General features: G+C 62.1%; 22 protein-coding genes and 3 pseudogenes. 14 read left to right on the top strand and 11 right to left on the bottom strand.

Going from position 1 to position 22342, the window contains the following annotated elements:
• Nucleotides 1–27: 27 nt before the first annotated feature.
• Nucleotides 28–1014, bottom strand: a complete 987-nt coding sequence (locus tag ATY79_RS08650; protein ID WP_088703510.1) for a helix-turn-helix domain-containing protein — start codon at nt 1012–1014, stop codon at nt 28–30.
• A 379-nt stretch (nt 1015–1393) separates the two neighbouring features.
• Here ATY79_RS08650 and ATY79_RS08645 point away from each other — a divergent pair, with 379 nt between their 5' ends.
• The 4 genes and pseudogenes from ATY79_RS08645 to ATY79_RS08630 all read left to right on the top strand — a co-directional run.
• Complete coding sequence (locus tag ATY79_RS08645; RefSeq protein ID WP_245312329.1) at nt 1394–2260, top strand: hypothetical protein; 867 nt, start codon at nt 1394–1396, stop codon at nt 2258–2260.
• Between the two features lie 49 nt (nt 2261–2309).
• Nucleotides 2310–2888 (top strand): YceI family protein, encoded by a 579-nt coding sequence (locus ATY79_RS08640; RefSeq protein ID WP_088703508.1) that lies wholly within the window; start codon nt 2310–2312, stop codon nt 2886–2888.
• A gap of 559 nt (nt 2889–3447) precedes the next feature.
• Nucleotides 3448–4308: a type IV toxin-antitoxin system AbiEi family antitoxin domain-containing protein gene (locus ATY79_RS08635; protein ID WP_141105711.1), complete on the top strand. Its 861-nt coding sequence runs from the start codon at nt 3448–3450 to the stop codon at nt 4306–4308.
• Nucleotides 4266–4412 (top strand): annotated as a pseudogene (locus tag ATY79_RS08630) (nucleotidyl transferase AbiEii/AbiGii toxin family protein); the annotation flags it as partial. The gene ATY79_RS08635 and the pseudogene ATY79_RS08630, both read left to right, overlap by 43 nt.
• Nucleotides 4413–4640: 228 nt before the next feature.
• Here ATY79_RS08630 and ATY79_RS08625 read toward each other — a convergent pair.
• From ATY79_RS08625 to ATY79_RS08590, 8 genes are all read right to left on the bottom strand, one after another.
• Nucleotides 4641–6086, bottom strand: coding sequence for an aldehyde dehydrogenase (locus ATY79_RS08625; protein WP_088703506.1), 1446 nt, complete (start codon nt 6084–6086; stop codon nt 4641–4643).
• Between the two features lie 23 nt (nt 6087–6109).
• Nucleotides 6110–6895, bottom strand: a complete 786-nt coding sequence (locus tag ATY79_RS08620) for a coniferyl-alcohol dehydrogenase (protein WP_088703505.1) — start codon at nt 6893–6895, stop codon at nt 6110–6112.
• Between the two features lie 40 nt (nt 6896–6935).
• Nucleotides 6936–7961 (bottom strand): branched-chain amino acid ABC transporter permease, encoded by a 1026-nt coding sequence (locus ATY79_RS08615; RefSeq protein WP_088703504.1) that lies wholly within the window; start codon nt 7959–7961, stop codon nt 6936–6938.
• Nucleotides 7958–8872 carry a branched-chain amino acid ABC transporter permease gene (locus ATY79_RS08610; protein ID WP_088703503.1) on the bottom strand — a complete coding sequence of 305 codons (915 nt, stop codon included), beginning with the start codon at nt 8870–8872 and terminating at the stop codon, nt 7958–7960. The genes ATY79_RS08615 and ATY79_RS08610 overlap by 4 nt, the downstream gene beginning before the upstream one ends.
• Nucleotides 8869–9597: an ABC transporter ATP-binding protein gene (locus ATY79_RS08605; RefSeq protein ID WP_088703502.1), complete on the bottom strand. Its 729-nt coding sequence runs from the start codon at nt 9595–9597 to the stop codon at nt 8869–8871. Before ATY79_RS08605 ends, ATY79_RS08610 begins: the two co-directional genes overlap by 4 nt.
• Nucleotides 9594–10346, bottom strand: a complete 753-nt coding sequence (locus ATY79_RS08600; protein ID WP_088703501.1) for an ABC transporter ATP-binding protein — start codon at nt 10344–10346, stop codon at nt 9594–9596. Before ATY79_RS08600 ends, ATY79_RS08605 begins: the two co-directional genes overlap by 4 nt.
• 6 nt (nt 10347–10352) lie before the next feature.
• The gene (locus ATY79_RS08595) at nt 10353–11657 is read right to left on the bottom strand and encodes an ABC transporter substrate-binding protein (RefSeq protein WP_088703500.1); all 1305 of its coding nucleotides are present in this window, start codon (nt 11655–11657) and stop codon (nt 10353–10355) included.
• A 66-nt stretch (nt 11658–11723) separates the two neighbouring features.
• Nucleotides 11724–13187 carry an aldehyde dehydrogenase gene (locus ATY79_RS08590; RefSeq protein ID WP_088703499.1) on the bottom strand — a complete coding sequence of 488 codons (1464 nt, stop codon included), beginning with the start codon at nt 13185–13187 and terminating at the stop codon, nt 11724–11726.
• Between the two features lie 227 nt (nt 13188–13414).
• Between ATY79_RS08590 and ATY79_RS08585 the strand changes: the two genes are divergently transcribed.
• Nucleotides 13415–14314, top strand: a complete 900-nt coding sequence (locus tag ATY79_RS08585; protein WP_088703498.1) for an AraC family transcriptional regulator — start codon at nt 13415–13417, stop codon at nt 14312–14314.
• A 106-nt stretch (nt 14315–14420) separates the two neighbouring features.
• Here the strand turns inward: ATY79_RS08585 and ATY79_RS08580 are convergent, their stop codons facing one another.
• The gene (locus ATY79_RS08580) at nt 14421–14906 is read right to left on the bottom strand and encodes a MarR family transcriptional regulator (RefSeq protein ID WP_088703497.1); all 486 of its coding nucleotides are present in this window, start codon (nt 14904–14906) and stop codon (nt 14421–14423) included.
• A gap of 212 nt (nt 14907–15118) precedes the next feature.
• Here ATY79_RS08580 and ATY79_RS08575 point away from each other — a divergent pair, with 212 nt between their 5' ends.
• From ATY79_RS08575 to ATY79_RS08550, 6 genes are all read left to right on the top strand, one after another.
• Nucleotides 15119–16705, top strand: coding sequence for an AMP-binding protein (locus ATY79_RS08575; RefSeq protein ID WP_088703496.1), 1587 nt, complete (start codon nt 15119–15121; stop codon nt 16703–16705).
• A 41-nt stretch (nt 16706–16746) separates the two neighbouring features.
• Nucleotides 16747–17571, top strand: coding sequence for a p-hydroxycinnamoyl CoA hydratase/lyase (locus tag ATY79_RS08570; RefSeq protein ID WP_088703495.1), 825 nt, complete (start codon nt 16747–16749; stop codon nt 17569–17571).
• A gap of 56 nt (nt 17572–17627) precedes the next feature.
• Nucleotides 17628–18734 (top strand): NAD(P)-dependent alcohol dehydrogenase, encoded by a 1107-nt coding sequence (locus tag ATY79_RS08565; protein WP_088703494.1) that lies wholly within the window; start codon nt 17628–17630, stop codon nt 18732–18734.
• Nucleotides 18735–18755: 21 nt separating this feature from the next.
• A complete protein-coding gene (locus tag ATY79_RS08560; protein WP_088703493.1) occupies nt 18756–20195 on the top strand; it encodes a coniferyl aldehyde dehydrogenase in 1440 nt (479 codons plus the stop codon).
• Nucleotides 20196–20349: 154 nt separating this feature from the next.
• A complete protein-coding gene (locus ATY79_RS08555) occupies nt 20350–20550 on the top strand; it encodes a type II toxin-antitoxin system VapB family antitoxin (RefSeq protein WP_088703492.1) in 201 nt (66 codons plus the stop codon).
• Complete coding sequence (locus ATY79_RS08550; RefSeq protein ID WP_088703491.1) at nt 20547–20930, top strand: type II toxin-antitoxin system VapC family toxin; 384 nt, start codon at nt 20547–20549, stop codon at nt 20928–20930. Before ATY79_RS08555 ends, ATY79_RS08550 begins: the two co-directional genes overlap by 4 nt.
• Here ATY79_RS08550 and ATY79_RS08545 read toward each other — a convergent pair.
• Nucleotides 20898–21245 (bottom strand): annotated as a pseudogene (locus ATY79_RS08545) (OB-fold nucleic acid binding domain-containing protein); the annotation flags it as partial. The gene ATY79_RS08550 and the pseudogene ATY79_RS08545 overlap by 33 nt on opposite strands.
• Between ATY79_RS08545 and ATY79_RS08540 the strand changes: the two are divergent.
• From ATY79_RS08540 to ATY79_RS08530, 3 genes and pseudogenes are all read left to right on the top strand, one after another.
• A pseudogene (locus ATY79_RS08540) lies at nt 21245–21618 on the top strand (DNA polymerase IV); the annotation flags it as partial. The pseudogenes ATY79_RS08545 and ATY79_RS08540 sit on opposite strands and share 1 nt — an antisense overlap.
• A gap of 108 nt (nt 21619–21726) precedes the next feature.
• On the top strand, nt 21727–21930 hold the full coding sequence (locus ATY79_RS08535) for a cold-shock protein (RefSeq protein ID WP_088703490.1): 204 nt from the start codon (nt 21727–21729) through the stop codon (nt 21928–21930).
• A gap of 148 nt (nt 21931–22078) precedes the next feature.
• A complete protein-coding gene (locus tag ATY79_RS08530; protein ID WP_088703489.1) occupies nt 22079–22300 on the top strand; it encodes a hypothetical protein in 222 nt (73 codons plus the stop codon).
• Nucleotides 22301–22342: the final 42 nt, after the last annotated feature.

Here is a 22342-nt window from a genome sequence, read left to right as displayed (position 1 = left end):
GTCTTGGACGGAAGCGCAAATTGCGCGTCAGACCGTCTTTGGCACCAGTTCGCCGGTCCGAAGCAACTCGCTAGGCGCACAATCGAACAGCTCCTTGAAGCTGCGGTTGAAGTAGGAAATGTCGTTGAATCCGGCCGAATAGGCGACTTCGGCGATCGTTCCGGCGTTACGCTGCTCTTTCAGCTGCTCGATCTTTTCGCGTGCGAAGCGCAGGCGCTTGTCGCGGATGACGGTGGTGCAGGTCATGCCCAATCCCTGGAAATCCTGCTGCAGCGTGCGGATCGATACGCCGAGCCTCGTCGCCAACCATTTGGCGCTGAGATCGCTCTCGGTCAGGTGTTTGTCGATCAGAATATCGACCATCTGCATGCGCCTGCCCGCACTGTCATGCAACGAATTCAGGCTTGCGGTCTGAATGTCGGTCGACAGAAATGCTTGGCGCGTCGTGTCGAACATCAGCTGGCGCAGATGCGGTGAGGCCGCCTCGCTTTCCGGCGTCGTCATCATCTTGGCGATCAGCGCACGCAGCATCACCGCCATCGGATCAGCGGCCGCAAGCTTGCGGGCTACGTCGAAATCCACCTTGCTGTCCGAATACATCAATTGCCGCGGCAAATGCAGGGACAGATGATTGGAGAAGTGTCCGCGAAAATAGAGGGTGGTCGGCCGCGTGGAATCGACCAGAATGCATTCGCCGACGTCGAGGATGTTCTGCTGGCCGGAATGCTCCACCCCGCAGGCACCCTCGAGCTGCAGGATCAGGAACAGATGTTCGTGGGCGTCGCGGCGAATATCCTCCCAGCCGCGATGGACGTAATCGAGATCGTTGGAGACATGGGCGAATTCCATGCCGCAGACATCGATGCGGCTTGCCGTGCCGATCACCTTGTCGCCGCGCTCCATCGTATGCGCATTGAAATTTCCGCAGATGTTATGAAGGTCGTCCGCCCATTGATCATAAGGGGTCGGCGACCAGGCGCGATCGACGAGGCTGCGGTTCTGCAACAGGTCCAACTCTGCCTCCCAACAGCGTCAACACGGCTGGAGACTGCTACAGATCGAATGAACCGTCAAATAAATACTTAACGCATTAATTAGCTCGGCCGATGATGACGCATTCAGACTGCGTGGCGACTGCTCCAGATCGTGTTTAAGCTCACCGCCCCCTGGTCCGTCGATCATCCTCGAAGATCTGAATCTCTTTACTTTACGGCGGGAACTCTTCGTCCACTCCGGGGATCCGCCGTCAACAATTAATGAACAGCGTGTCGCCACCCGTTTAGCATTTGATCACGGTTTCGTGTTGTCGGAATGCAAATACTACACTTGTTAATTAAATTCGGCGCTTATAACGTCCCCGACACGACGGTTTAGCTTCAGGTACGAAATTATGATGCAGCAGCTTCTGTTAGCCACCGTTGGCGCACCGTTTCTGCTCGGCGTCGTTGTCGCAATCGCCGCTATCATAGTACCTACCCGCCGCGCGCTGGTGATCGCTATGTTGATCCCACTGTCCGCCGTCGTCATCCACCTCATTCTTGAAGGTATGCCGGCCCTGCCTCCGGTGGCGGCCAAGCAAAAGCTCCCGGTCATTCTGGTTTGCGGCGCGATCGTCTTTGCGACCCTTACGCTGCCACGCAAAGCACTCTCGGTGACCGTCAGCGTACTACTGACCGCGGTCGCGCTCGCCCTGTCGGGCTGGCTGCTGGGCAAGAATGTATTGCTTGCCAACCCCACGAAACTCGGCGTCGTTCTATTCGTTTTCGTGGTTGCGAGCGCAGCAATTGGCTTCGCTGTCAAGACACCGGCTAGCGCCCAACGCGGTGAACCATCGGCGCTGGCCGCCGCGCTGCTGAGCGTGTCCATAGCTGCCGCCCTTTCGGCCGCAATGGGAGCGTTCGTCGGCATGGCGCAGATCGACGGCGCTCTCGCAGCGCTGACCGGGGGCTGGCTGGTCGTCAACTACATCCGATATCTCAAAGGCAACGATGAAGCGTTGGCGCTGCGGCATGTCGAGGGAGTTTCCTTTGCGTGGGTGATCGTAGTGCATCTGATCATGACGGCGACATTTACCCCGAAGGCGGCACCCGAAGCGCTGATATGCGCAGTCCTGCCCCTTGTTGTTGCTGCTTTCATTACCGTAGGCGGCGTGGCTTTTGATCGCTTTCCGCGGTTTCTTCGGCCGGTTGCCGCCGGGCTTATCACCGCTATTCCCGCTCTTGTGGCGATAGCCATAGCCGCGTTCCTGTTCGAGGGATGAGTTCGACCAAGATCCGGGAAACGCCGGAAAAATTAAAGGAGAGTAAAAGATGAAATTGACATGCCTGGCCGGCGCGTTTACCGGCGTCTTGCTTTCAGGATCCGCATTTGCCGCAGACAACTATGATTTGGATCCAACCCACGCCTGGGTGTCGTTCAAGGCCAATCACTCCGGCTGGTCCAATGCCCATGGCACCTTCAAGACCGTTTCCGGGGCAATAGAGTTCGACAAGGACGATGTAGCAAAGAGCTCGATCTCCCTGAAGATCGATGCCAACAGCATCGACACGAACTTTGAACAACGAGATTCGGACCTGAAAAGCCCTGATTTCCTCAACGTAGCGGAATTTCCGGACATCACCTTCGCCAGCACGAAGATCGAAAAGACGGGCGACAAGACTGCGCTGGTGACCGGCGATCTGTCACTTGCCGGTACTGTCAAGCCAATCACCTTGGACGTTACCTGGAACATCGAGGCCCCGCTTCCCTGGGATGCGAAGACCATCAAGACCGGCTTTTCCGCCACGGGCAAGTTCAACGGCCAGGATTTCGGGCTGAAGAAACTAGCAGATTTCGGTCTAGGCCCGGACTTGCTGCTTGATATCGACGTCGAAGCGATCAAGAAGTAGATAACACTCCATCCATCGGCGAGTCGCCAGTGCAAAGGCATCTGGCGACATTCTCGGAATGTGAGGGCTGCTTTAGCTGCACCACGTTGATGCAACGATGTTTCGCTTTTCGACGCTGACCTGACATGCCCCGGAAAATTCCAGCTCCCGCTGGCCCCGGGGTGCACTTCACACCCAACACGTCTGTAAATCGGGGCGAAACTGCAGGCCTGTGGTGACCGCCTTGGCGATCGATTTCCTTGTTGATTGTCTCATCTAATTCACGGGGTAGACGTTTTCGTCAAAACGGTCTGCGTTCTTGTCAAGCTGACCGTCCCTCGCCATTTCAAGCAAGCAGAAATGAGCGCTCACTTTCGCGAGGATCGGAATGATTTGGCCTGCCGTAAGGACAGCGAAGCGCTCTCCGTTTTCGGAGACGGTGTGTTTTAAGTTTGTGGAGATTCTTCTTTGCGGCGATCATCGCCGAACATCCTAGGTTTGATAAACGGGCTAAGCTATACTATTTACCAAATCTGGAAAATACGGCGATCATCGCCGCAAATCTATAAAATTGCAAACCATGCCTCTCGACGCCGAACGACGATTGCGCCTCTTTGACTTGCTCCCTGAAGGGATGCCGGTGAGCAAGTCGTGGCTCATGCGTCAGGATCCAGACTTGGATCGGCATGCCATCGACAATTTGCTAAAGAGCCGGCAGCTGGAACCCATAGCTCAAGCCGTTTACACCCGCCCGGGTTCGCGAGTGAACTGGGAGAGTGCCGTTACGTCGCTGCAAAATGTCTTTCGTCTGGACTTAGTGCCAGGTGGACTGACGGCGCTCGAACAGCACGGCTTCGCCCATTACCTTCCGATTTCCAGAAGGCGCCGGGTACATCTCTACGGCAAAGACACCATCCCAAAATGGTTGGTAAAAAGCCTGCCCGACATAGAGTTCATGCGCCACACGCCGCTACCAGGCCTCGGCGCGACCGGCCTCGTGAACCTTGAGTATGACACCCTGGAGCGAACCCTTTCCAAGCCAGAAGCACCTGGGCAGCGGAAACGCGCCTGGCCGTTTACACTTTCCTCTTCCGAGCGAGCCTATCTTGAAGTCATTCAAGATGTGCCTGGAATGATATCCTTCGAGCACGCCGACCAGCTTCTGCAGGGCATGACCACGCTTTCGCCGCGTGTCATGGAAAGGCTTCTGGTAAAATGTAAGCATGTCAAAGTGCGGCGGCTCTTCTACTGGATGGCTGAGCGCCGGCCCTACCCTTGGTTCAAAAAGCTGCCTCCGGTTGGAATGCTCGATGAGCTCGGCCTTGGCAGCGGCAACAGGATGCTGGTCAAAGGCGGCAAACTCGACACAAAGTACATGATAACCGTTCCGGAGGATATGTGGACACTGCCAGCCCCTACTACCGACAAGTCAGACTTCTGACACGTGTTCTGCCTCTTCTCGCGCAGGAACCATGCTTCGCCTTGAAGGGTGGCACGGCCATCAATCTCATCGTTCGAGATCTACCGCGGCTCTCCTTCGACATCAGCCGCTCCTAAAGCGCCTGCAATGCTACCGTTAGGTCAGGCCCGTGTGTGCCCCGTCGCAGTCACCCAATCTGCGATCGCGTCATGCAGCATCAAGGGTGACGGCGCGCTCGACGACTGCAGTATCGCAATCCGGCCACCACGAAACTCCGGTGGTTTTATACACTCCGGACATATCTCAGAACGCGCCGACTTCGAGCAGGGAGGCGGCTGTTTTTGCCGGGTCAATCAGAAGGGATAATGCTGGGCGGAATCCTCGATCGTGATCCAGCGCAGGTCGGTGAATTCGGCGATCGCCGCCTTGCCGCCGAAGCGGCCGTAGCCGCTGCCCTTGACCCCGCCGAAAGGCATCTGCGCTTCGTCGTGCAGCGTCGGGCCGTTGATGTGGCAAATGCCGGATTCGATGCGCGCGGCCACCGCCAGCGCCCGCTGGACATTGCGGCTGAAGACGGCAGACGACAGGCCGTATTCGGTGTCGTTGGCGATGCGGATCGCTTCCTCCTCGCCGGAGACGCGGATGATCGGCTTGACCGGGCCGAAGGATTCTTCCGAATAGACGCGCATCTGAGGCGTCACGTGATCGAGCAATGTGGCCTCGACGACGGTGCCCGAGCGCTTGCCGCCGGCCACCAGCTTGGCGCCTTTCGCGGTCGCATCGGCGATCAGTTCCTCCATTTTCTTGGCCGCATCGAGGCTGATCAGCGAGCCGAGCACGACATGGCCGCGCGGATCGCCGGCCGGCAGCCCGGCGGCGCGGGCGGCGAGTTTGGCGACGAACTGATCGGCAATCGTCTCGTCGACGATAATCCGCTCGGTCGACATGCAGATCTGGCCCTGATGCATGAAAGCGCCGAAGATCGCGGCGTTGACGGCGCCGTCGATATCGGCGTCGTCAAGGATAACAAGCGGGGCCTTGCCGCCGAGTTCGAGAAGGGCGGGCTTGAGATGCTTGCCGCAGGTTTCGGCGATGATCCTGCCGACCTTGGTCGAGCCCGTGAAGTTGACGCGCTTGACGGCGGGATGGGCGATCAGCGCCGCGACGATCTCCGGCGCATCCTCCGGCGCATTGGTGATGACGTTGATGACGCCGGCCGCCAGGCCCGCTTCGGTGAGAGCCGTCGCGATCAGCCGGTGCGTGCCGGGGCACTGCTCGGATGCCTTGAGGATAACTGAATTGCCGCAGGCGATCGGCATGGCGATGGCGCGGGTGGCGAGGATGACCGGCGCATTCCAGGGCGCGATCGCAAGGCAGACGCCGGCCGCCTGGCGAACGCCCATGGCAAGCGCGCCGGGCTTGTCGGAAGGAATGATTTCGCCCGATATCTGCGTCGTCATGGCGCCGGCCTCGCGCAGGATGTTGGCGGCGAGCATCACGTTGAAGCCGGCCCAGGGCGCGGTCGCGCCGGTCTCCTCGATCATCAGCCGGGTGAACTCGTCCACTTTGGAATCCATGATGTCGGCAGCCTTCATCAGGATCGCGCGGCGCTCGCCGGGGCCGGTCTTCGACCAGGTGACGAAGGCGGCGGAGGCGGCATCGACTGCGGCGGCGACATCCTCCAGGCTTGCGGCGGCGGCGCGGCTCGCGAGCTTTTCCGTGAAGGGATCGAGGCGGTCATAGGTCCGGCCGCCGGAGGCCGCGCGGTCCGCGCCATTTATGAGGAGGGAAATATTCATCGGAGATCTCCTGAGAAACAGAATTAGAAGCCGAGAACTTCGGCATTGATGGATGCTTCGAGGCCGCCATCGGCGGCAAGATTGGCGCCGTTGACCCAGCGTGCGCCATCCGAGCAGAGGAAGAGCACGGCGGGCGCGATATCGGCGGCGGTGCCGGCGCGGCCGACGCGGGTGATGTCGCTGTCGACCCTCGCATCGCCGAGCACGGCGCGGAACTGTTTGAGGATCGGCGTTTCCACCGGCCCGGGGCTCACCGCATTAACGCGGATGCCGCGCGCCTTGAACAGCGGCTGGTGGGCCGCGCGCATGGTCCAGAGCAGGAGCAGTTCTTTGGAAAGCGGATAGCCTTCCTCATTCCTGAGACCATGTTCGGCGGCGACCGCCGCCACGTCGGGGAAGCCTTCGATTGACGTGAGCGACTTCGCTCGTTCGAGATTGGCGCGCCAGCCATAGCCGGCGATCGAGGCGACGTTGACGATGGCGCCTCCTTCGCGCAGGCGCGGTGCCACCGATTGCGACAGGGCGCGAAGGCCGTAGAAATTGACGGCGAGCGTCGAGACGACGCCGGTGTTGCCGGAAAGGCCGGCGACATTGGCGAGCGCGTCGAGGTGCTGTGGAAGTTGCGCGACGATCTCGGCAACTCCCGATGGCGTGGACAGATCGCCCCGGATGAAGTCCGCACTTCCATTGGCGGGTTCGCGCACGTCGACGCCGATGACCTCGGCTCCCATCTGGCCCGCCAGTTCCGCCGTGCGCGCGCCGATGCCGGAAGCCACGCCGGTTACCAGGATCGTTTTACCAAAAAGCATGAATGTCACCTTTCACAAGAGAAACTGGAGGCAAGCCGGCTCATTCTTCCCATTTGATCTTGTTCGGACCGGGAAGTTGCAGCCGATAGCCGACGGGCAGAAGCTGGACATCAAAGCGACGTTCGATTTCGCCCCAGAGCCCGCGCGGCAGGTAGAGGGAGAAGATCAGGGCGGTGGCGCCGAGGCCGATCAGATACCAGACGCCGGCGCCGCCGAAGAAGGTCTCGATGACGAAGAACAGGACGGCGCCGAGGATCGCGCCTTCGAACTTGCCGATGCCGCCGACGAGCACCATGAAGATCATATAGGCGGTCCACTGGACGCTGAAATAGGTCTTCGGCTGGAAGGTGGTGGCGGTCGCGAGCCACAGGCCGCCGGCGACGGCAATGCCGAAGGCGGCGAGCACGAAGAGCAGCCGCTTGGTCGCGATCACCCGCACGCCGACCGAGGTCGCCGCCTCCTCATTGTCGCGGATTGCCTGCATGGCCGCACCCGCCCGGCTTCTCATCAGCATGAAGAGCGCGCCGAGCAGCGCTGCCATGGAGGCCAGGGCAAGCCAATAGATCGCCGCCCGCCGTATGCCGCTGTCATAGAGGTTGAGCGAGATCAGCGAGGTTCCCGTTTCGCCCTGGATGAGCCGGTCGAGATTGACGAGCAGATGGGCGAGCTCGGCCACCACCCACATGCCGATCGCGAACTCGCCGCCCTTCAGCCGCAGCATGAAGAGCGAAAGCGGCACCGACAGCGCGCCGGTCACGATTGCGGCGGCAAAGATCGAGACGAAGGGATCGAGCCCTGCGTCTGCAAGCCGGATGGTAAAATAGGCGCCGAGGCCGAAAAACACCTGCTGGCCGACGGAGACGAGCCCGCCGAAACCGGCGAGCGCATTCCACATGGCGGCCAGGATCACATAGATGAACAGCGCCGTCATCCGGTCGATCGCGCCGGCGCCGAGCACCGTAGGAGCGAGCGCCAGCAGGGCGAGCAAGGCGGCCATGGAGCCGAGCGCCAGCCGTGACGATGACGTCCAGCGTTCTATCGATATTCCGTTAGAGACCAGTGTCATGTCGGGCTCCTGAGACGTGCTCGAAAGTTGAGGAAGGCGCCGAGCCTGTCGAGTTGAGGCAGGCCGAACCGGGACAGCCTGGCGAAAAGGACGAGCAGGAACACGGCATGGCCGCCGATCAGGAAGCCTTGCGGATGCAATTGCGCGCCGAGCGACTGGGCAAGGCCGAGAATGATGCCGCCGGCAAGGGTGCCCCAGAGCGATCCCGCGCCGCCGATGACGGCCGTTTCGAAGGCGAAGAGGAGTTGCGGGCCGCCCGCATAGGGGCTGAAGGTCGCCCGCATTCCAAGAAAAGCGCCGGCGATCCCGATCGTGACCATGGTGATCGCGGTGGCGACGGCATTCACTCGGCGGGCATCGATGCCGACGAGCCCTGCCGTATCTGGATCTTCGGCCGTGGCGCGGATGGCGCGGCCGAGCGCAAAGCGGCTCAGGAAGAACTGCAGCGCGCCGAGAAGGAGGATCGCCGTCGCCATCATCATCACCGCGAGCTTGCCGACGAAGATATGGCCCGGCAGCTGCCACGACGCATAGGAGAGATTGCCGATGAAGGGCGCAAGCGAGCGGGTGTCGGCGCCAAACTGCTCGAACAGCAGGTTGTCGATGACGATCGACAGGCCGAAGGTGGTCAGAATCGGCAGCAGCGTGCCGCCGCGGGCGCTGCGTTCGAGAATGAAGCGCTGCAGCAGCCAGCCGAGGACCGCCATAACCGGCAGCACGATCAGCAGGCCGACGAAAGGCGGAATGCCGGCCTTGGCGGCGAGCAGCCACAGCCCGTAGGCGGCTGCGACCGCCAGGCTGCCATGCGCGAGATTGATGATCCGCATGACTGAAAACATGAAGGACAATCCGCAGGCGATGACGGCGTAATAGCCGCCGAGCAGGGTGCCCTGGAGCAGGGAATTGATCACGATGCGCTCCTTTCGCCGGCGGCCCGGTGCAATCCGAAATAGGCCTGGGTGACGTGCTCGCGGGTGACAGCGACTGTCGGCCTGTCGAGCACGACGCGCCCTTCCAGCATGCAGATGACGCGGCTTGCCACACTCATGGCTCGGGCGAGATCCTGCTCGACGAGCACGATCGTCGTTCCCGAGGTCAGCAACGCCTGCAGCTGAGCGTAGACGCGGTCGACGACCAAGGGTGAAAGTCCGAGGGAGACTTCATCCAGCAGAAGAATGTCCGGATTGCTCATCAGCGCCCGGCCGATGGCGGTTGCCTGCTGCTCGCCGCCCGAGAGGTGCCCTGTCTTGGCGTGGCGGCGGGGTTTCAGGTTCGGGAAGGCGTCGAGGACGCGATCGATGCTCCACTCGCCCTTGCGCCCGCAGCTCTTTCCGAGAAGCAGGTTCTCTTCGACGGTCATCTGCGAAAACAGCCGCCGGCCTTCCGGCACCAGGGCAATGCCTTTGGCGATCCGTTTGTGGGAAGGCACGGAGGCCAGGTCCTCATCGTTGAGAAGAACGTGCCCGGAGGCAGGAAGATGGGCGCCGGCAATCGATCTCAGCAGCGTCGTCTTGCCTGCGCCGTTGGCGCCGACCAGCGCCAGCACCTCGCCCTTGGCGATATCGAAACTGACGCCGCGCACCGCCTGAAGCAGGCCGTGGCGGACGTCGAGATTGCGGATGGAGAGAAGGCTCATACCGGCGTCCCTCCGAGATAGGCCTTGACCACCTCAGCATTGCTCATGACCGCTTTCGGCTCGCCATCGGCGATGATCCTGCCGGCGTCCATGCAGATCAGCCGTTCCGCCACCTGCAGGAGGATATGGACGATATGCTCGATCCAGACGATGCCGATGCCGCGGCGGCGCAATTCGAGAATGGTTGCCACGAGTTCGCTCGCCTCGCCGTCGGTGAGCCCGCCGCCGATCTCGTCGAGGAGCAGCAGCCGCGGCTGCGTGGCGAGCGCGCGGGCAAGCTCCAGGCGTTTGCGATCGAGCAGGCCGAGCGTGTCGGCCGGGCGGTTGGCGACGCCCAGCATGCCGCAGAGCGAAAGCGAATCCACCACACGCTCATAGGCTTCGTCGCGGCTTGCGGCATTGCCGTGCGATGCGGCGACGAAGACATTTTCGAAAGTCGTCATGCCGCCGAAGGGCTTGGGAATCTGATGGGTCCGGACGAGCCCGGAACGGCAGCGCTCCGCCGCGGTCCGGCCCGTGACATCGGCGCCATCGAAGGTGATGGTTCCAGCACTTGGCGGGAAGGCGCCGGCGAGCACGGAGAGCAGCGTCGTCTTGCCGGCGCCGTTCGGCCCGACGATGCCGACCGCATCGCCGTCGCCCATGGAGAAATCCAGATTCTCCAGGACGACGAGCGCGCCGAACTGCTTGTGGATCCCTTTGGCCGAGAGAAAGGCTCCTCCCGGCCGATTTTGAGCTACCTGCTGCACCGTATGTTACCCGTTATAAGCGATGAGCTTGGCGCCGACCGGGACATTGGGATCGGTGGCGTTTTCGGTGACGACGTAGTCGAGCGCGAATTTCGAGCCCTCGGCCGCCTTCACCCATTGCGTGCCGATGATCGGCCCGGGCGAGACATTGGCGACGGGGCCGCTGGTGAAGTCGACCTTGCCGGCGATGGTCGTGGTCTTCAACGTGGCGAGCGCCTTGGCGACGGCCTCCTTGTTCTTGGCGTCGCTGCTTGCCTTAAGCGCATCGAAGCCGGCATCGAGAAGCGCGAGGCTGGCGCCGAGTTGCTGCGTCCACTGCTTGCCGCTTGCCGCTTCATAGCCGTCGGCAAGCGCGGTTCCCGAGACACCGGTCAGCGTCGATTTGTAAGGGAAGGCCTTGTGCCAATAGGCGGCGCTGCCGATGTTCATGCCGAGATCGCCGAGCGCCTCGATGTCGGAGGGGAACAGGCCTGTTTTGGCGACCTGGCAGATCTTGATCTGCTGGGTGAGGCCCTGCTGGGCGGCCTGGCGCCAGAAGGCGGCGAAATCAGGCGGAATGGGGAAGGAGTTGAAGATCTCGACGCCCTCCTGCCGGAAGAGGGCGATCTGCGCCGAGAAATCGGTAGTGCCGGTTTCATAGGCGCCGGGATCGACGATGGTGAAGCCGGCCTTGGCAAGTGCGGGCGCCAGGTGGGCACGGATCGCATTGCCGTCGGCGTCGTTGGGATACATGACGCCGACCTTCTTGTTGGTCTCGATCAGGCTCCACTGTGAGACATAGGCCTTGTGGAACTCTTCGACGCCGAAGCCGAAATGGTAGGTCCACTTGAAGGGTGACGGCGCACCGGGCTTGGCGCCGCGGCCGAAATACCACGCTTCCCAGGGCATGACCGTCGAGAGGCAGGGAACGCCTGCCGCTTCGCAGGCATCGGCGACCGGATTGATCGTTTCGGGCGTCGAGACGGCGAGCATCAGGTCGACCGCCTGGTTGTTGATCAGCTCCTTCGCCAGTTGCCCGGCGCGCGAGGGATCGGACTGGGTATCCTGGTCGAGGATTTCCACCTTCCAGGTCTTGCCGCCGGCCTGCAGGCCGTTCGCCAGCGCCTTGCGCGCGAGGTCGAGCACATAGCCGTCCGTTTCGCCGAAGCCGCCGAGCGGGCCGGTACGCGGGCTGATGAAGCCGACCTTCAGCGTATCGCCGCTCTCGGCAAAGGCCGTGCGGCCGGAAAGCGCCAGTGCTGCGCCGCCTGCTGCGGCCGATGCGATGAAAGAGCGGCGCGTGAGAGACGCCGCATTGAATTTCCTGTTCATGAAATGTTCCTCCCTCTTGGTGCGGGCCTCCCGCCCTTTCCCTGTCTATTCCGGCCGATCTGCCTTTCAGATCGGGTATTCCCGTTTTCCCGATGCGATGGTGACCCATCGAAGCTCGGTGAATTCATCGATTGCGGCCTTGCCGCCGAAACGGCCGTAGCCACTCGATTTGACGCCGCCGAACGGCATTTGCGGCTCGTCGGAAACTGTGGCTTCGTTGATGTGGCAGATGCCGGATTCGAGCCGCATGGCGACGGCGAGCGCGGCATTGACGTCGCCGCCGAAGACGGCGGCCGAAAGCCCGTATTCATTGTCGTTGGCAACCGTCACGGCCTCGTCGATGCTGCCGACGCGGATAATTGCCGCGACCGGCCCGAAGCTCTCCTCGCGGTAGATCCGCATGGCCGGCGTGACATGATCGATGACAGTCGCATCCATCAGCGTGCCGTGCGCCTCGCCGCCGCAGACGAGGACGGCGCCCTTCTGCACGGCGTCGTCGATCAGCGACCGTACGCGGCGGACGGCTTCGGCATTGATCAGCGTACCGAGCGGCGTATTGCCGTCACTGGGGCTGCCGGCGACGAGCGTTGCGGCTTTCGTTCGGAACTTGCCGACGAAGCCGTCGGCGATCTCGTCCATGAGGATGATGCGCTCGGTCGACATGCAGATCTGACCCTGGTTCATGAAGGCGCCGAAAGCGGCGGCGCCGACCGCCTCGTCGATATCGGCATCGGCAAGCACGATGAAGGGCGCCTTGCCTCCGAGTTCCAGCAGGCAGCGTTTGAGATGCCGCGCCGAGGATTCCGCGATGATCCTGCCGACACGGGTGGAGCCGGTGAAGTTGATGCGACGCACGGCGGGATGGCCGATCAGCGCGTCGACGACGGCAGCGGCGTCACTCGGCGCGTTGGAGACGACATTGACGACGCCGCGCGGGAAGCCGGCGTCGCGCAGGATGTCGCCGATCAGGCCATGGGTCTTTGGGCAGAGTTCGGAGGCCTTGAGGACGACCGTGTTGCCGCAGGCAAGCGGCATGGCGACGGCGCGGGTGCCGAGGATAATAGGCGCATTCCAGGGAGCAATGCCGACGCAGACACCGGCCGGCTGGCGCACCGCCATTGCGAGGCTTCCCGGAATACCCGAGGGAATGAGCTCGCCTGAGATTTGCGTGGTCATCGCCGCCGCCTCGCGCAGAATATCGGCGCCGAGCCCGCAATTGATCGCCGCCCATTGCGCGGTGGCGCCGGTTTCGCCGGTCATGGCGGCGATGAGTTCGGGCGTGCGGGCTTCGAGGAGATCGGCGGCGGCATTCAGCACCCTGCGGCGCTCGCCCGGGCCGGTCTGCGACCAATCGGGAAAGGCGGCAGCGGCTGAATTGGCGGCCCTCGCCATGTCGGCGACGGAGCCCGCCGCGGCGACCGTCGCGACGTCGCCGGTCAGTGGATCGATGCGTTCGAAGGTTGCCCCGTCGGACGCGTCCACCGCCTCGTTGTTGATCATCAGCTTTGCCGAGAACACCGTTTTCCCCATCCGCCGCCAGCCGGCGCTTGTTTCATTACCAAGGGAGAAGACGAGCGGAGACCGCGGCCAAAGGGCCGTCCGACCATTCCCGCATCTGTCGAGGTGCCTCCTCCCAAAGGCTGATGAAGAGGAGGTTACGCCGATCGTCGCATGATGGAATGCGATTTATTGGGTTAATATTGTAATTATTCGGCTATTGCTGCACTGTTCGGTGCGCAAAGAGGAGGAGATACACATTGGCGATGGACGGCGGGATTCATCGTTATGCGAGAGGCGAATGGCACGGGCCGTCTCTCTCGCACCGGCGCATTCGCTTTCAGAAAGGGCTCTACGCCGATTTCCATCACTTCCTCCTGCTCGGAGATGGCTCGGCGGAACTGCATTTCGACAATGGCGAAGGCCGGCCGCTGCAGGGGCCGCTCATTGCCTTCCTGCCGCCGCAGGCGCGATGCGATCTTTCGATCGCTGCCGGCACTGCGGCCCATCTGGTCGGGGTCTCGGCGCAGATCATGGTCGATGCAATCGGCGACAAGGTGGAATCCTATTCGCTGCGCATCTTCACCGAGCAGCGCAAGCTGGTCGAAGCGGCCGATCCTGCGCTGGTCGCCGAAATCGCTCCGCTGATTTCCGGTTTCGTGCGCGAACTCGGCGATCCCTCCCGCTCCTCCTGGATGGTCGCAGCCGCTTATATCAGGCTGGTCCTGATGGCGCTTTGGCGCGGCTGCGGCGGGGAAAGGGGTGAGGAGCGAGGGAAGGGCGAAACCGGATCGATCCTGCAGCGATATAGACAACTGGTCGAAGCAGGTTTCCGCCAGCATCGTCCGATCAGCGATTATGCCGCGGAACTCGGCGTCACCGCCGACCGGCTTCATTCCATCTGTCAAAGGACGCTCGGCCGCTCTCCGATCCAGCTCCTGCACGAACGCGTCGTGCAGGAGGCAAAGCTGAGATTGGAGCGCTCGGCCCGTAACGTCCAGGAAATCTCCGACAGTCTCGGTTTCCGCGACCCGACCTATTTCAGCCATTTCTTCAAACGCAAGACCGGCCTTTCCCCCGCCGGCTACCGCGAGATCGCCCGCGCCTCCACCGGCTCGGGAAACAGCATGCTCTCCTCGGGTTATGCGGACTGGCCTTGAGGTCGGAGCTCATCGGTCAAAGGGACTGGCCAGATTGAGATCATAACACGGGCGTTTGCAACAAAATCTACAGGCCTGAATTCTGCCTGCTTGGACGAAGCGGGTTTCAGTTCTCCTTATAGATTCGCTTCAGCGCCGTCAGTAATGCCTGCATTTCATCGCGCGAAAACAGGTCGGTGAAGCGCCGTTCATGCGTATCGATCAGCTTACGGGCGCGTGCGAGCATGGCCCGTCCGGCTTCCGTCAGATGCAGTTCCTGCCGGCGGCGGTCGGCCGCGGAGGGGCGTCGCTCGATCAGGTCGCGGGCCACCAGCCGATTGACGAGGGCCATCATGGTTGCACGGTCGGTGCCGAGCGCATTGGCGAAGTCGATCTGCGACGCGCCCGGATTGGCCGAGATGAGTTCCATCACCGCGAGCTGCTTCTGTGTCAACGCCAGCTCTTCCATGGTTTCGGCGAAATCGCGATAGATCGCGACATGCGCCATGCGCAGGTGAAAGCCCAGGAGATCGCCAAGCCGGCCGACGTCGAGAAGGGGCGTTGCAGGAGCTTCCTCGCCTTCGACATCATCCCGCGGTGGTTTTGCGGCCATCGTTCGTCTCGCCTCGTTGAGGCGCCATAACCATCAAAATCAGCGGGTTAGTCAATATGCCTTAGGCGGCGGCCGGGAATATTTCTCCCGTTCGTTCGGGTGTTCGGATTTCCGTTAAACAGCCTCTTGCATCCCGCCAGGAAAAGATATTAGTATGTGTTACATACAAATTTATGCCTGACGCGGAGGAGCCGAGGGCATGGGAGGAGAAAATGGCGCATTCCTTTTCCGGGATGGCTTCGCCGGCGGATTGCGGGCTGGTGCAGGATGATCCGATCCTCTACCGCGCTCGCGTCGCGCCGGATCGTCAGGCTCTGTTTGAGATCGTCACCGGCCGGCAGCTCACCTATGCCGAACTCGATCAGCGGATCGGCTGCTGCGCCGGCTTCCTCACCGCGACGCTCGGAGTGCGGCGGGACGGGGCGCGCGTCGCCATGCTGGCGCGCAATTCGATGGATTCGATCGTCCTTGCCTTTGCCTGCCAGCGCGCCGGCGCCGTCTACGTGCCGCTCAACTGGCGGCTCAACGCGGCCGAGCTTCGGCCGATCCTCGCCGATTGCGCGCCGCTTCTCCTGCTCCATGACGAGGAGTTCTCAGCGGCGGTGGAGAGCCTTGCGGATGCCGATCCCGAGATGATGGTGATCTCGACGGCCGCTGGTCCAGCCGGGCTTGCCGCACGGATCGAGGCAAGCCTGCCGGCTGGTCCGGTGCCTGCCGATGCCGACGGAGCTTGCGCCCTTCTCTACACGTCGGGCACGACGGGGCAGCCGAAGGGCGTCGTCATCAGCCGGCGCAACGCCTTTTTCGCCGCGGTCAATTTCTCCTTCGTCGGCGAGATTGGACCGGGCTCCGTCGCACTCTGCGACCTTCCGTTCTTCCACACGATCGGGCTGATCGCGGTGGCGCGCACCACCTTGATGCTCGGCGGCACGCTCGTCATCTCCGACCGCTTCACACCGGCGCGCACGCTCGCAGTCCTTGCCGACCGTGAGCGCGCCATCACCCATTATTTCGCCGTGCCCCAGATCGCGCTCGCCTTGCGTAACGATCCCGCCTATAGCGCCGCGGCTCTCTCGGGCCTGCACGCGCTCTTCGTCGGCGGCGCGCCGCTGACGCGGGCGCTGATCGAAAGCTATCTCAACGATGGCGTCGCACTGGTCAACGGCTATGGAATGAGCGAAGCCGGAACGGTGCTGCACGTGCCGATTGACCGGCGCGCGGTGCAGGACAATCCCGGCAGCGTCGGCCTTCCGGCGCCGCTGCTCGAGATCCGCATCGTCGGTGAGGATGGCCGCGACGTCGGGGAGTGCGAAGTTGGCGAATTCTGGCTGCGCGGACCGGCGGTGACATCGGGCTATTGGAATAAGCCGCGGGAAACCGCAGCCGCCTTTACCGACGGCTGGTACCGCACCGGCGATCTCGGCAGGCGCGAAGCCAACGGCTTCTATCGCATCGTCGACCGGCTGAAGGACATGTATATCAGCGGCGGCGAGAATGTTTATCCCGCCGAGGTCGAGGCCGCGCTCGCAAGCCATCCTGCCATTCTCGACACCGCGGTCGTCGGCATTCCCGACGCCAGGTGGGGCGAATGCGGCATCGCCTATGTCGTGTTGCGGCCGGGTTTAGTGGCAACGGGCGAGGAGATCGCCGGCCATTGCGCCGAAAGGCTCGCCGCCTTCAAGCGCCCGGCCCGCATCCTCTTCGTCGAAACCATCCCCCGCACTGCCTCCGGCAAAGTGCAGAAACACCTTCTGCGCCACCAGCATTCCCAAGAAATCCTTCAACGACAGGCCCGGTGAAGCGGCCTCGGCCTCCGCGCCGAAACCCATGGAGTGAACTCATGACTGAAAAGCAATCGCCAGTTCTGGTCGAATTCGATGGCGGCATCGCCTTCGTGACGCTGAACCGCCCGGAAAAGCGCAATGCAATGAATCCGGCTCTGAATGCCCGGATGCTTGATGTGCTCGACGAACTCGAAGGCGACGAGCGTTGCGGCGTCCTCGTCCTGCGCGGCGCCGGAGAATCCTGGTCGGCCGGCATGGATCTGAAGGAATATTTCCGCGACAACGACGACAAGCCACGCGACGCCACGCTGAAAGCGCGACGCCAATCCGGCGGCTGGTGGAACCGGCTAATGTATTTCGAAAAGCCGACCATCGCCATGGTCAACGGCTGGTGCTTCGGCGGCGCCTTCACGCCGCTCGTTTCCTGCGATCTCGCCATTGCCGCCGAGGAGGCGAATTTCGGCCTCTCAGAGATCAATTGGGGCATCCTGCCGGGCGGCAACGTCACCCGCGCGGTCGCCGAGGTAATGCGCCATCGCGATGCGCTCTACTACATCATGACCGGCGAGCTGTTCGGTGGACGCAAGGCGGCCGAAATGGGCCTCGTCAACGAGGCCGTGCCGCTCGCCGAGCTCGAAGCCCGCGTCCGCAAGATCTGCGCCAGCCTGCTCGAAAAGAACCCGGTGACGCTCAAGGCCGCCAAGGACACCTACAAGCGCGTGCGCAACCTGCCATGGGATCTCGCCGACGATTACATCTACGCCAAACTGGAGCAGATGCTGTTTCTCGACAAGACCAAGGGGCGCAACGAGGGACTGAAGCAGTTCCTCGACGACAAGACCTATCAGCCGGGGCTCGGCGCTTACAAGCGCGGCCGCTGAGGAAACGAACCGGCCCGCCGGGTCGTGAACGGGCCGATCACCGGGAGGAGGATAGAATGAAGATTCATGCTGCGGTGGCGCGTGCCCCGAATATGCCCTTTTCGCTGGAAAGTCTCGATCTGGAGGAGCCGCGCGAGGGGGAGATCCTGGTTCGCGTTGTCGCCACCGGGGTTTGCCATACCGACATGGTCATGCGCGACCAGCACCTGCCGGTGCCGCAGCCGGTGGTGCTCGGCCACGAAGGTGCTGGGATCGTCGAACGCGTCGGGCCGGGCGTTGCCAAGGTGGTGCCCGGCGATCATGTGGTCATGACCTTCAATTCCTGTGGCCACTGCCCGAGCTGCAACGATCACGAGGAGAGCTATTGCCACGAATTTTTCCCGCGCAATTTCCTCGGTTCGCGTGCCGACGGTTCGAGCGGGCTCTCCTATAGAGGGGAGCGGGTTCATGGCAATATTTTCGGGCAATCCTCCTTCGCCAGCCATGCGCTCTGCCATGAGCGCAATATCGTCAAAGTGCCGAAAGATGCCGATCTGGCGCTGCTCGGGCCGCTCGCTTGCGGCATCCAGACTGGCGCCGGCGCGGTCATGAATGCGCTGAAGGTCGAGCCGGGAAAAGTGCTGGCTGTTTTCGGCATTGGCTCGGTCGGTCTTGCCGCCGTGATGGCGGCGCGGATCGTCGGCGCTTCCCGGATCATTGCGGTCGATGTCAACGAAACGCGGCTTTCGCTTGCCGCCGAACTCGGTGCGACCGATACCGTCGACGGCAAGACGGGCGATGTGGTGGCCGCGATCATGGCGCTGACCGGCGCCGGCGTCGATTATGCGATCGATGCTTCCGGCGTGCCTGCAGTGATCGATCAATGCGTGCGGGTGCTCGCGGCGCGCGGCACCTGCGGCATCGTCGGCGCTTCCCCGCACGGCGCGACGCTGACACTCGATCTTACCCATATTCTGTCCGGCGGACGCCGGGTGCGCGGCATCGTCGAGGGCGATTCCAATCCCGATGTCCTGATCCCGCTGTTGATCGATCTCCATCGGCAGGGCCGCTTTCCCTTCGACCGGCTGGTCACCTTCTATGATTTTGTCGACATCAACCGGGCAGTGGAGGATTCGGAGAAGGGCATCGTGCTGAAACCGGTCGTGCGCCAGCCGGCCGCCTGACAACGTTCAAGGGAGGAAAGAATGAACAGCGTCACTCCAATCGCCGCCGATACCAGCCCCGACGCCATGAAGGCGCTGCTTGCCCGGCAAAGGGCGTCCTTCCTCAGGGAGGGGCCAGCTGATATTGCCGTCCGCATCGATCGCATCGACCGCGTCATCGCCCTTCTCGTCGATCATAAGGATGCGATTGCCGCGGCGCTGTCGGAGGATTTCGGCAGCCGCAGCGTCGAGGCGAGCCTGCTTCTCGATGTCTTCACCTGCGTCGGCTCGCTCAAATATGCCAAGGCCCACCTCGCCGATTGGCTGAAGCCGGAAGAGCACGAGGCCCTGTTCCCGGATGCGGTGGCCCAAGTGGTCTATCAGCCGAAGGGTGTCGTCGGCATCCTGAGCCCCTGGAATTTTCCCTATCAGCTCGCACTTGCGCCGCTCGCCGGCATTCTGGCCGCCGGCAACCGCGCAATAATCAAACCGTCGGAGGTGACGCCGGCCTCCTCTGCGCTGATGGCAGAGCTGATCGCCCGCGCCTTCGACGAAACGGAGATCGCCGTCGTGCAGGGCGGCCCGGCGACGGGCACTGCCTTCACATCGCTTGCTTTCGACCACCTGATCTTCACCGGCGGCACCGCAATCGCTCATCATGTCATGCGGGCTGCGGCGGAAAACCTGACGCCGCTCACCCTCGAACTCGGCGGCAAATCGCCTGTCGTCGTCGGTCGCTCCACCGATCTCGCGGACGCGGCACGCCGCGTCATGACCGTCAAGACGCTGAACGCCGGCCAGATCTGCCTTGCGCCGGATCATGTCTATGTGCCCGAGGAAAGCGTCGAAGCCTTTGCCGAACATGCGGTGGCGGCGGTCGGCGCGATGTATCCTACGCTGAAAGAAAATCCCGACTACACCTCGATCGTCAATGTCCGTCATCACGCCCGCGTCCAGGGCTTGATCGATGACGCCAGGGCCAAGGGCGCGCGTGTCATGGAGATCAATCCGGCGGCGGAGAACTTCTCTCGACAATCGGCCCATCGCATCGCGCCGGCTCTGATCCTCGATCCCACCGACGACATGCGCGTGCTGCAGGAGGAGATCTTCGGGCCTGTGCTGCCGGTCATTGCCTATCGCGATATCGCCGAGGTCGTCGATCGCATCAATGCCGGGCCGCGCCCGCTCGCCCTCTATTATTTCAGCCAGGATCGGGAAGAGGAGCGCCGCGTCCTCGACAATACGACCTCCGGCGGGGTGACGGTCAACGACTGCATGAGCCACGTGACGGCGGAGGGCCTGCCCTTCGGCGGTGTCGGCCACTCCGGCATGGGCGCCTATCACGGCAAGTTCGGCTTTCTCGCCTTCTCGCATCCGCGCGCCGTCTATCACCAGAGCAAGTTGGTGGAAGCGGAATATATGATGCGGCCGCCCTATGGCGATGCGATGCGCGGCTTCCTGGCCGCGATGATCTGCAAGTAATCCGAAAAATCCGTCCGGGGGGTGCCCGCGACCGGGCAAAATATCACGTTGCTGGATTTGCACATCCGACAGCGGACGTATCAGAGTGGAGACCAGGCGTAGATTTCATCACCAAATGGTGCTATCTATAACACCAGAATCAGGAAACCAAACGATGCGATCGACTATCAATCTCGACGACACCCTCATCGAAAGGGCTAGGTCCTTAACCGGCACGAAAGAAACCGCCACTCTGGTCCGCCAAGCGTTGGAGACGCTTGTTCGTGTGGAGTCGGGAAAACGCCTCATCGCCCTCGGCGGAACTATGCCGGATGCGGAGGCAGCCCCACGCCGCCGGAGCGCAGCTGCCAAGTGATACTTGCCGACACTTCCATCTGGATCGATCATTTCCGGCATGCCGATTTAGAGCTGGGTAGGATTATTGAGGACGATCGTCTCTTATGCCATCCAGCCGTGATCGGAGAGCTCGCACTTGGCAGCCTTCTGGATCGCAGTAGCGTAATAGCTTTCCTGGCGGCCCAGCGCGAAGCGTTCGTCGCGACGCACGACGAAGTCATGATGATGATTGATCGCCACGCCATTTTCAGTATGGGCATTGGCTACACAGATGCCCATTTGATGGCCTCAGTTCTCCTCGATCAACGAGCGGCCTTATGGACCAGAGACAAGCGTCTGCGGGCCGCGGCCGAAAAGGCGGGAGCTTCACTGCACACCCCTGCCAATGCGCGAAACTAAATGCCGTATCGAAGCGCTCATGCTGGTCGTGAGCCGCCTGAGCGCAGAGTCGCCCGATAGGTCGAACAACTGCTGCGCCACCAAATGCACGACCTCCCCTTCCCGCTGGATCCGTCCGTTGATCGCCATCATCGATGATCCAAGCACGACCCGCCTGCGCTTTTCGAACAGCGTTGGCCAAACCACGATGTTGGCTGGCCCCGTCTCGTCCTCGATGGTGATGAACATCACGCCCTTGGCCGACCCAGGCTTTTGGCGCACGAGGACAAGGCCAGCGGTGTAGACCCACCGGCCATCGCGCGCATTCATCGCCTCCAGATCGGATCCGAAAGTCGATCGGCGCTGAAGATGCGTTCATGCAGGACATCGAGCGCCTCGATCTCGCTACCAGCGAACTCAAGCCGCTTGCGGAAAAGGTCTGGTCATATTGCGAGACGAAGGGTTTCAGCGGCAAGACAGTCACCGTAAGGTGAAATACTCCGACTTCACTCAGGCAACTCGAAGCAAAACGACTGCCCTGCCCTTCACCAGTTGCACCGACATTCTCGCGGCCGCGACGGATCTGCTTGCGACCGTCTATCCGTTCAAGCGATCGGTGCGATTGCTTGGCGTGACGCTCTCGTCCTTGACGAGCAGAGAGCCCGGTGTGGACGGACAGGACCAACCGAAACTCGATTTCACTCAATGAGACCCCAGACCGGCGCTTGTGTCGCCGGCCGGCTATACGCGGCAACCTTGCAGCGCCTAACATAGATCGCTAAAGCCATAGCGCTTGGCATTGAAAAAAGAGGGCACCATGGCAACTGGCACTGTAAAATTCTTCAATCAGGACAAGGGTTTTGGCTTCATCACCCCTGACAATGGCGGACCGGACGTGTTCGTTCACATCTCGGCGGTCGGTTTTGGTGGCTCGTTGAAAGATGGCCAAAAGGTCAGCTACGACGTAGGCCAGGACCGCAAGACGGGCAAATCGAAAGCCGAAAACGTCACCGTTCTTTGAAGTCGCTTGGCCCCGTCGTGAGACGGGGCAAGCATTCCCTAGCGCTCAAGGGGTTCGAACCTTCGGCCCTGTGGACGCTCGGATACGAGCGATAGTCATCTTTCGAATTTCTGGGATCGTGCGGTCCATAGCGTGGGGAGTAGGCGTTATGAAGAGTTTGGTGCCGGACGAGTTCTATTGGGCTCGATCAATCAAGTATGCGGGCGGCCGGACGACGATCGTGCAGGTTTCCACGATCTTTGGCGAATCCCCTGAGTTCTGGACACTAACGGTTCCGGGATCTGACCAGCATCACATGATCGGCGATTTCGAGATCATCGCCCCGGTTGAGCCGCTCGAAGCCTACCCCTTACGTCACGCCGCAGAATAGCGACCGATTTGCCGGCCATTGATCGTCTGGCGCTCGCGCCTG

Source organism: Rhizobium sp. R693, assembly GCF_002211315.1.
GTDB lineage: Bacteria > Pseudomonadota > Alphaproteobacteria > Rhizobiales > Rhizobiaceae > Rhizobium.
This window is presented reverse-complemented; position numbering and strand designations above follow the sequence as displayed.

What these genes read in the sequence shown, in the direction of transcription:
- ATY79_RS08575 (WP_088703496.1), top strand. Translation starts at nt 15,119, where the DNA reads ATGGCGCATTCCTTTTCCGGGATGGCTTCGCCGGCGGATTGCGGGCTG.
- ATY79_RS08565 (WP_088703494.1), top strand. Translation starts at nt 17,628, where the DNA reads ATGAAGATTCATGCTGCGGTGGCGCGTGCCCCGAATATGCCCTTTTCG.
- ATY79_RS08595 (WP_088703500.1), bottom strand. Translation starts at nt 11,657, where the DNA reads ATGAACAGGAAATTCAATGCGGCGTCTCTCACGCGCCGCTCTTTCATC.
- ATY79_RS08535 (WP_088703490.1), top strand. Translation starts at nt 21,727, where the DNA reads ATGGCAACTGGCACTGTAAAATTCTTCAATCAGGACAAGGGTTTTGGC.
- ATY79_RS08570 (WP_088703495.1), top strand. Translation starts at nt 16,747, where the DNA reads ATGACTGAAAAGCAATCGCCAGTTCTGGTCGAATTCGATGGCGGCATC.
- ATY79_RS08605 (WP_088703502.1), bottom strand. Translation starts at nt 9,597, where the DNA reads ATGAGCCTTCTCTCCATCCGCAATCTCGACGTCCGCCACGGCCTGCTT.
- ATY79_RS08560 (WP_088703493.1), top strand. Translation starts at nt 18,756, where the DNA reads ATGAACAGCGTCACTCCAATCGCCGCCGATACCAGCCCCGACGCCATG.
- ATY79_RS08580 (WP_088703497.1), bottom strand. Translation starts at nt 14,906, where the DNA reads ATGGCCGCAAAACCACCGCGGGATGATGTCGAAGGCGAGGAAGCTCCT.
- ATY79_RS08530 (WP_088703489.1), top strand. Translation starts at nt 22,079, where the DNA reads ATGAAGAGTTTGGTGCCGGACGAGTTCTATTGGGCTCGATCAATCAAG.
- ATY79_RS08555 (WP_088703492.1), top strand. Translation starts at nt 20,350, where the DNA reads ATGCGATCGACTATCAATCTCGACGACACCCTCATCGAAAGGGCTAGG.
- ATY79_RS08615 (WP_088703504.1), bottom strand. Translation starts at nt 7,961, where the DNA reads ATGACACTGGTCTCTAACGGAATATCGATAGAACGCTGGACGTCATCG.
- ATY79_RS08645 (WP_245312329.1), top strand. Translation starts at nt 1,394, where the DNA reads ATGCAGCAGCTTCTGTTAGCCACCGTTGGCGCACCGTTTCTGCTCGGC.
- ATY79_RS08620 (WP_088703505.1), bottom strand. Translation starts at nt 6,895, where the DNA reads ATGCTTTTTGGTAAAACGATCCTGGTAACCGGCGTGGCTTCCGGCATC.
- ATY79_RS08625 (WP_088703506.1), bottom strand. Translation starts at nt 6,086, where the DNA reads ATGAATATTTCCCTCCTCATAAATGGCGCGGACCGCGCGGCCTCCGGC.
- ATY79_RS08590 (WP_088703499.1), bottom strand. Translation starts at nt 13,187, where the DNA reads ATGGGGAAAACGGTGTTCTCGGCAAAGCTGATGATCAACAACGAGGCG.
- ATY79_RS08635 (WP_141105711.1), top strand. Translation starts at nt 3,448, where the DNA reads ATGCCTCTCGACGCCGAACGACGATTGCGCCTCTTTGACTTGCTCCCT.
- ATY79_RS08640 (WP_088703508.1), top strand. Translation starts at nt 2,310, where the DNA reads ATGAAATTGACATGCCTGGCCGGCGCGTTTACCGGCGTCTTGCTTTCA.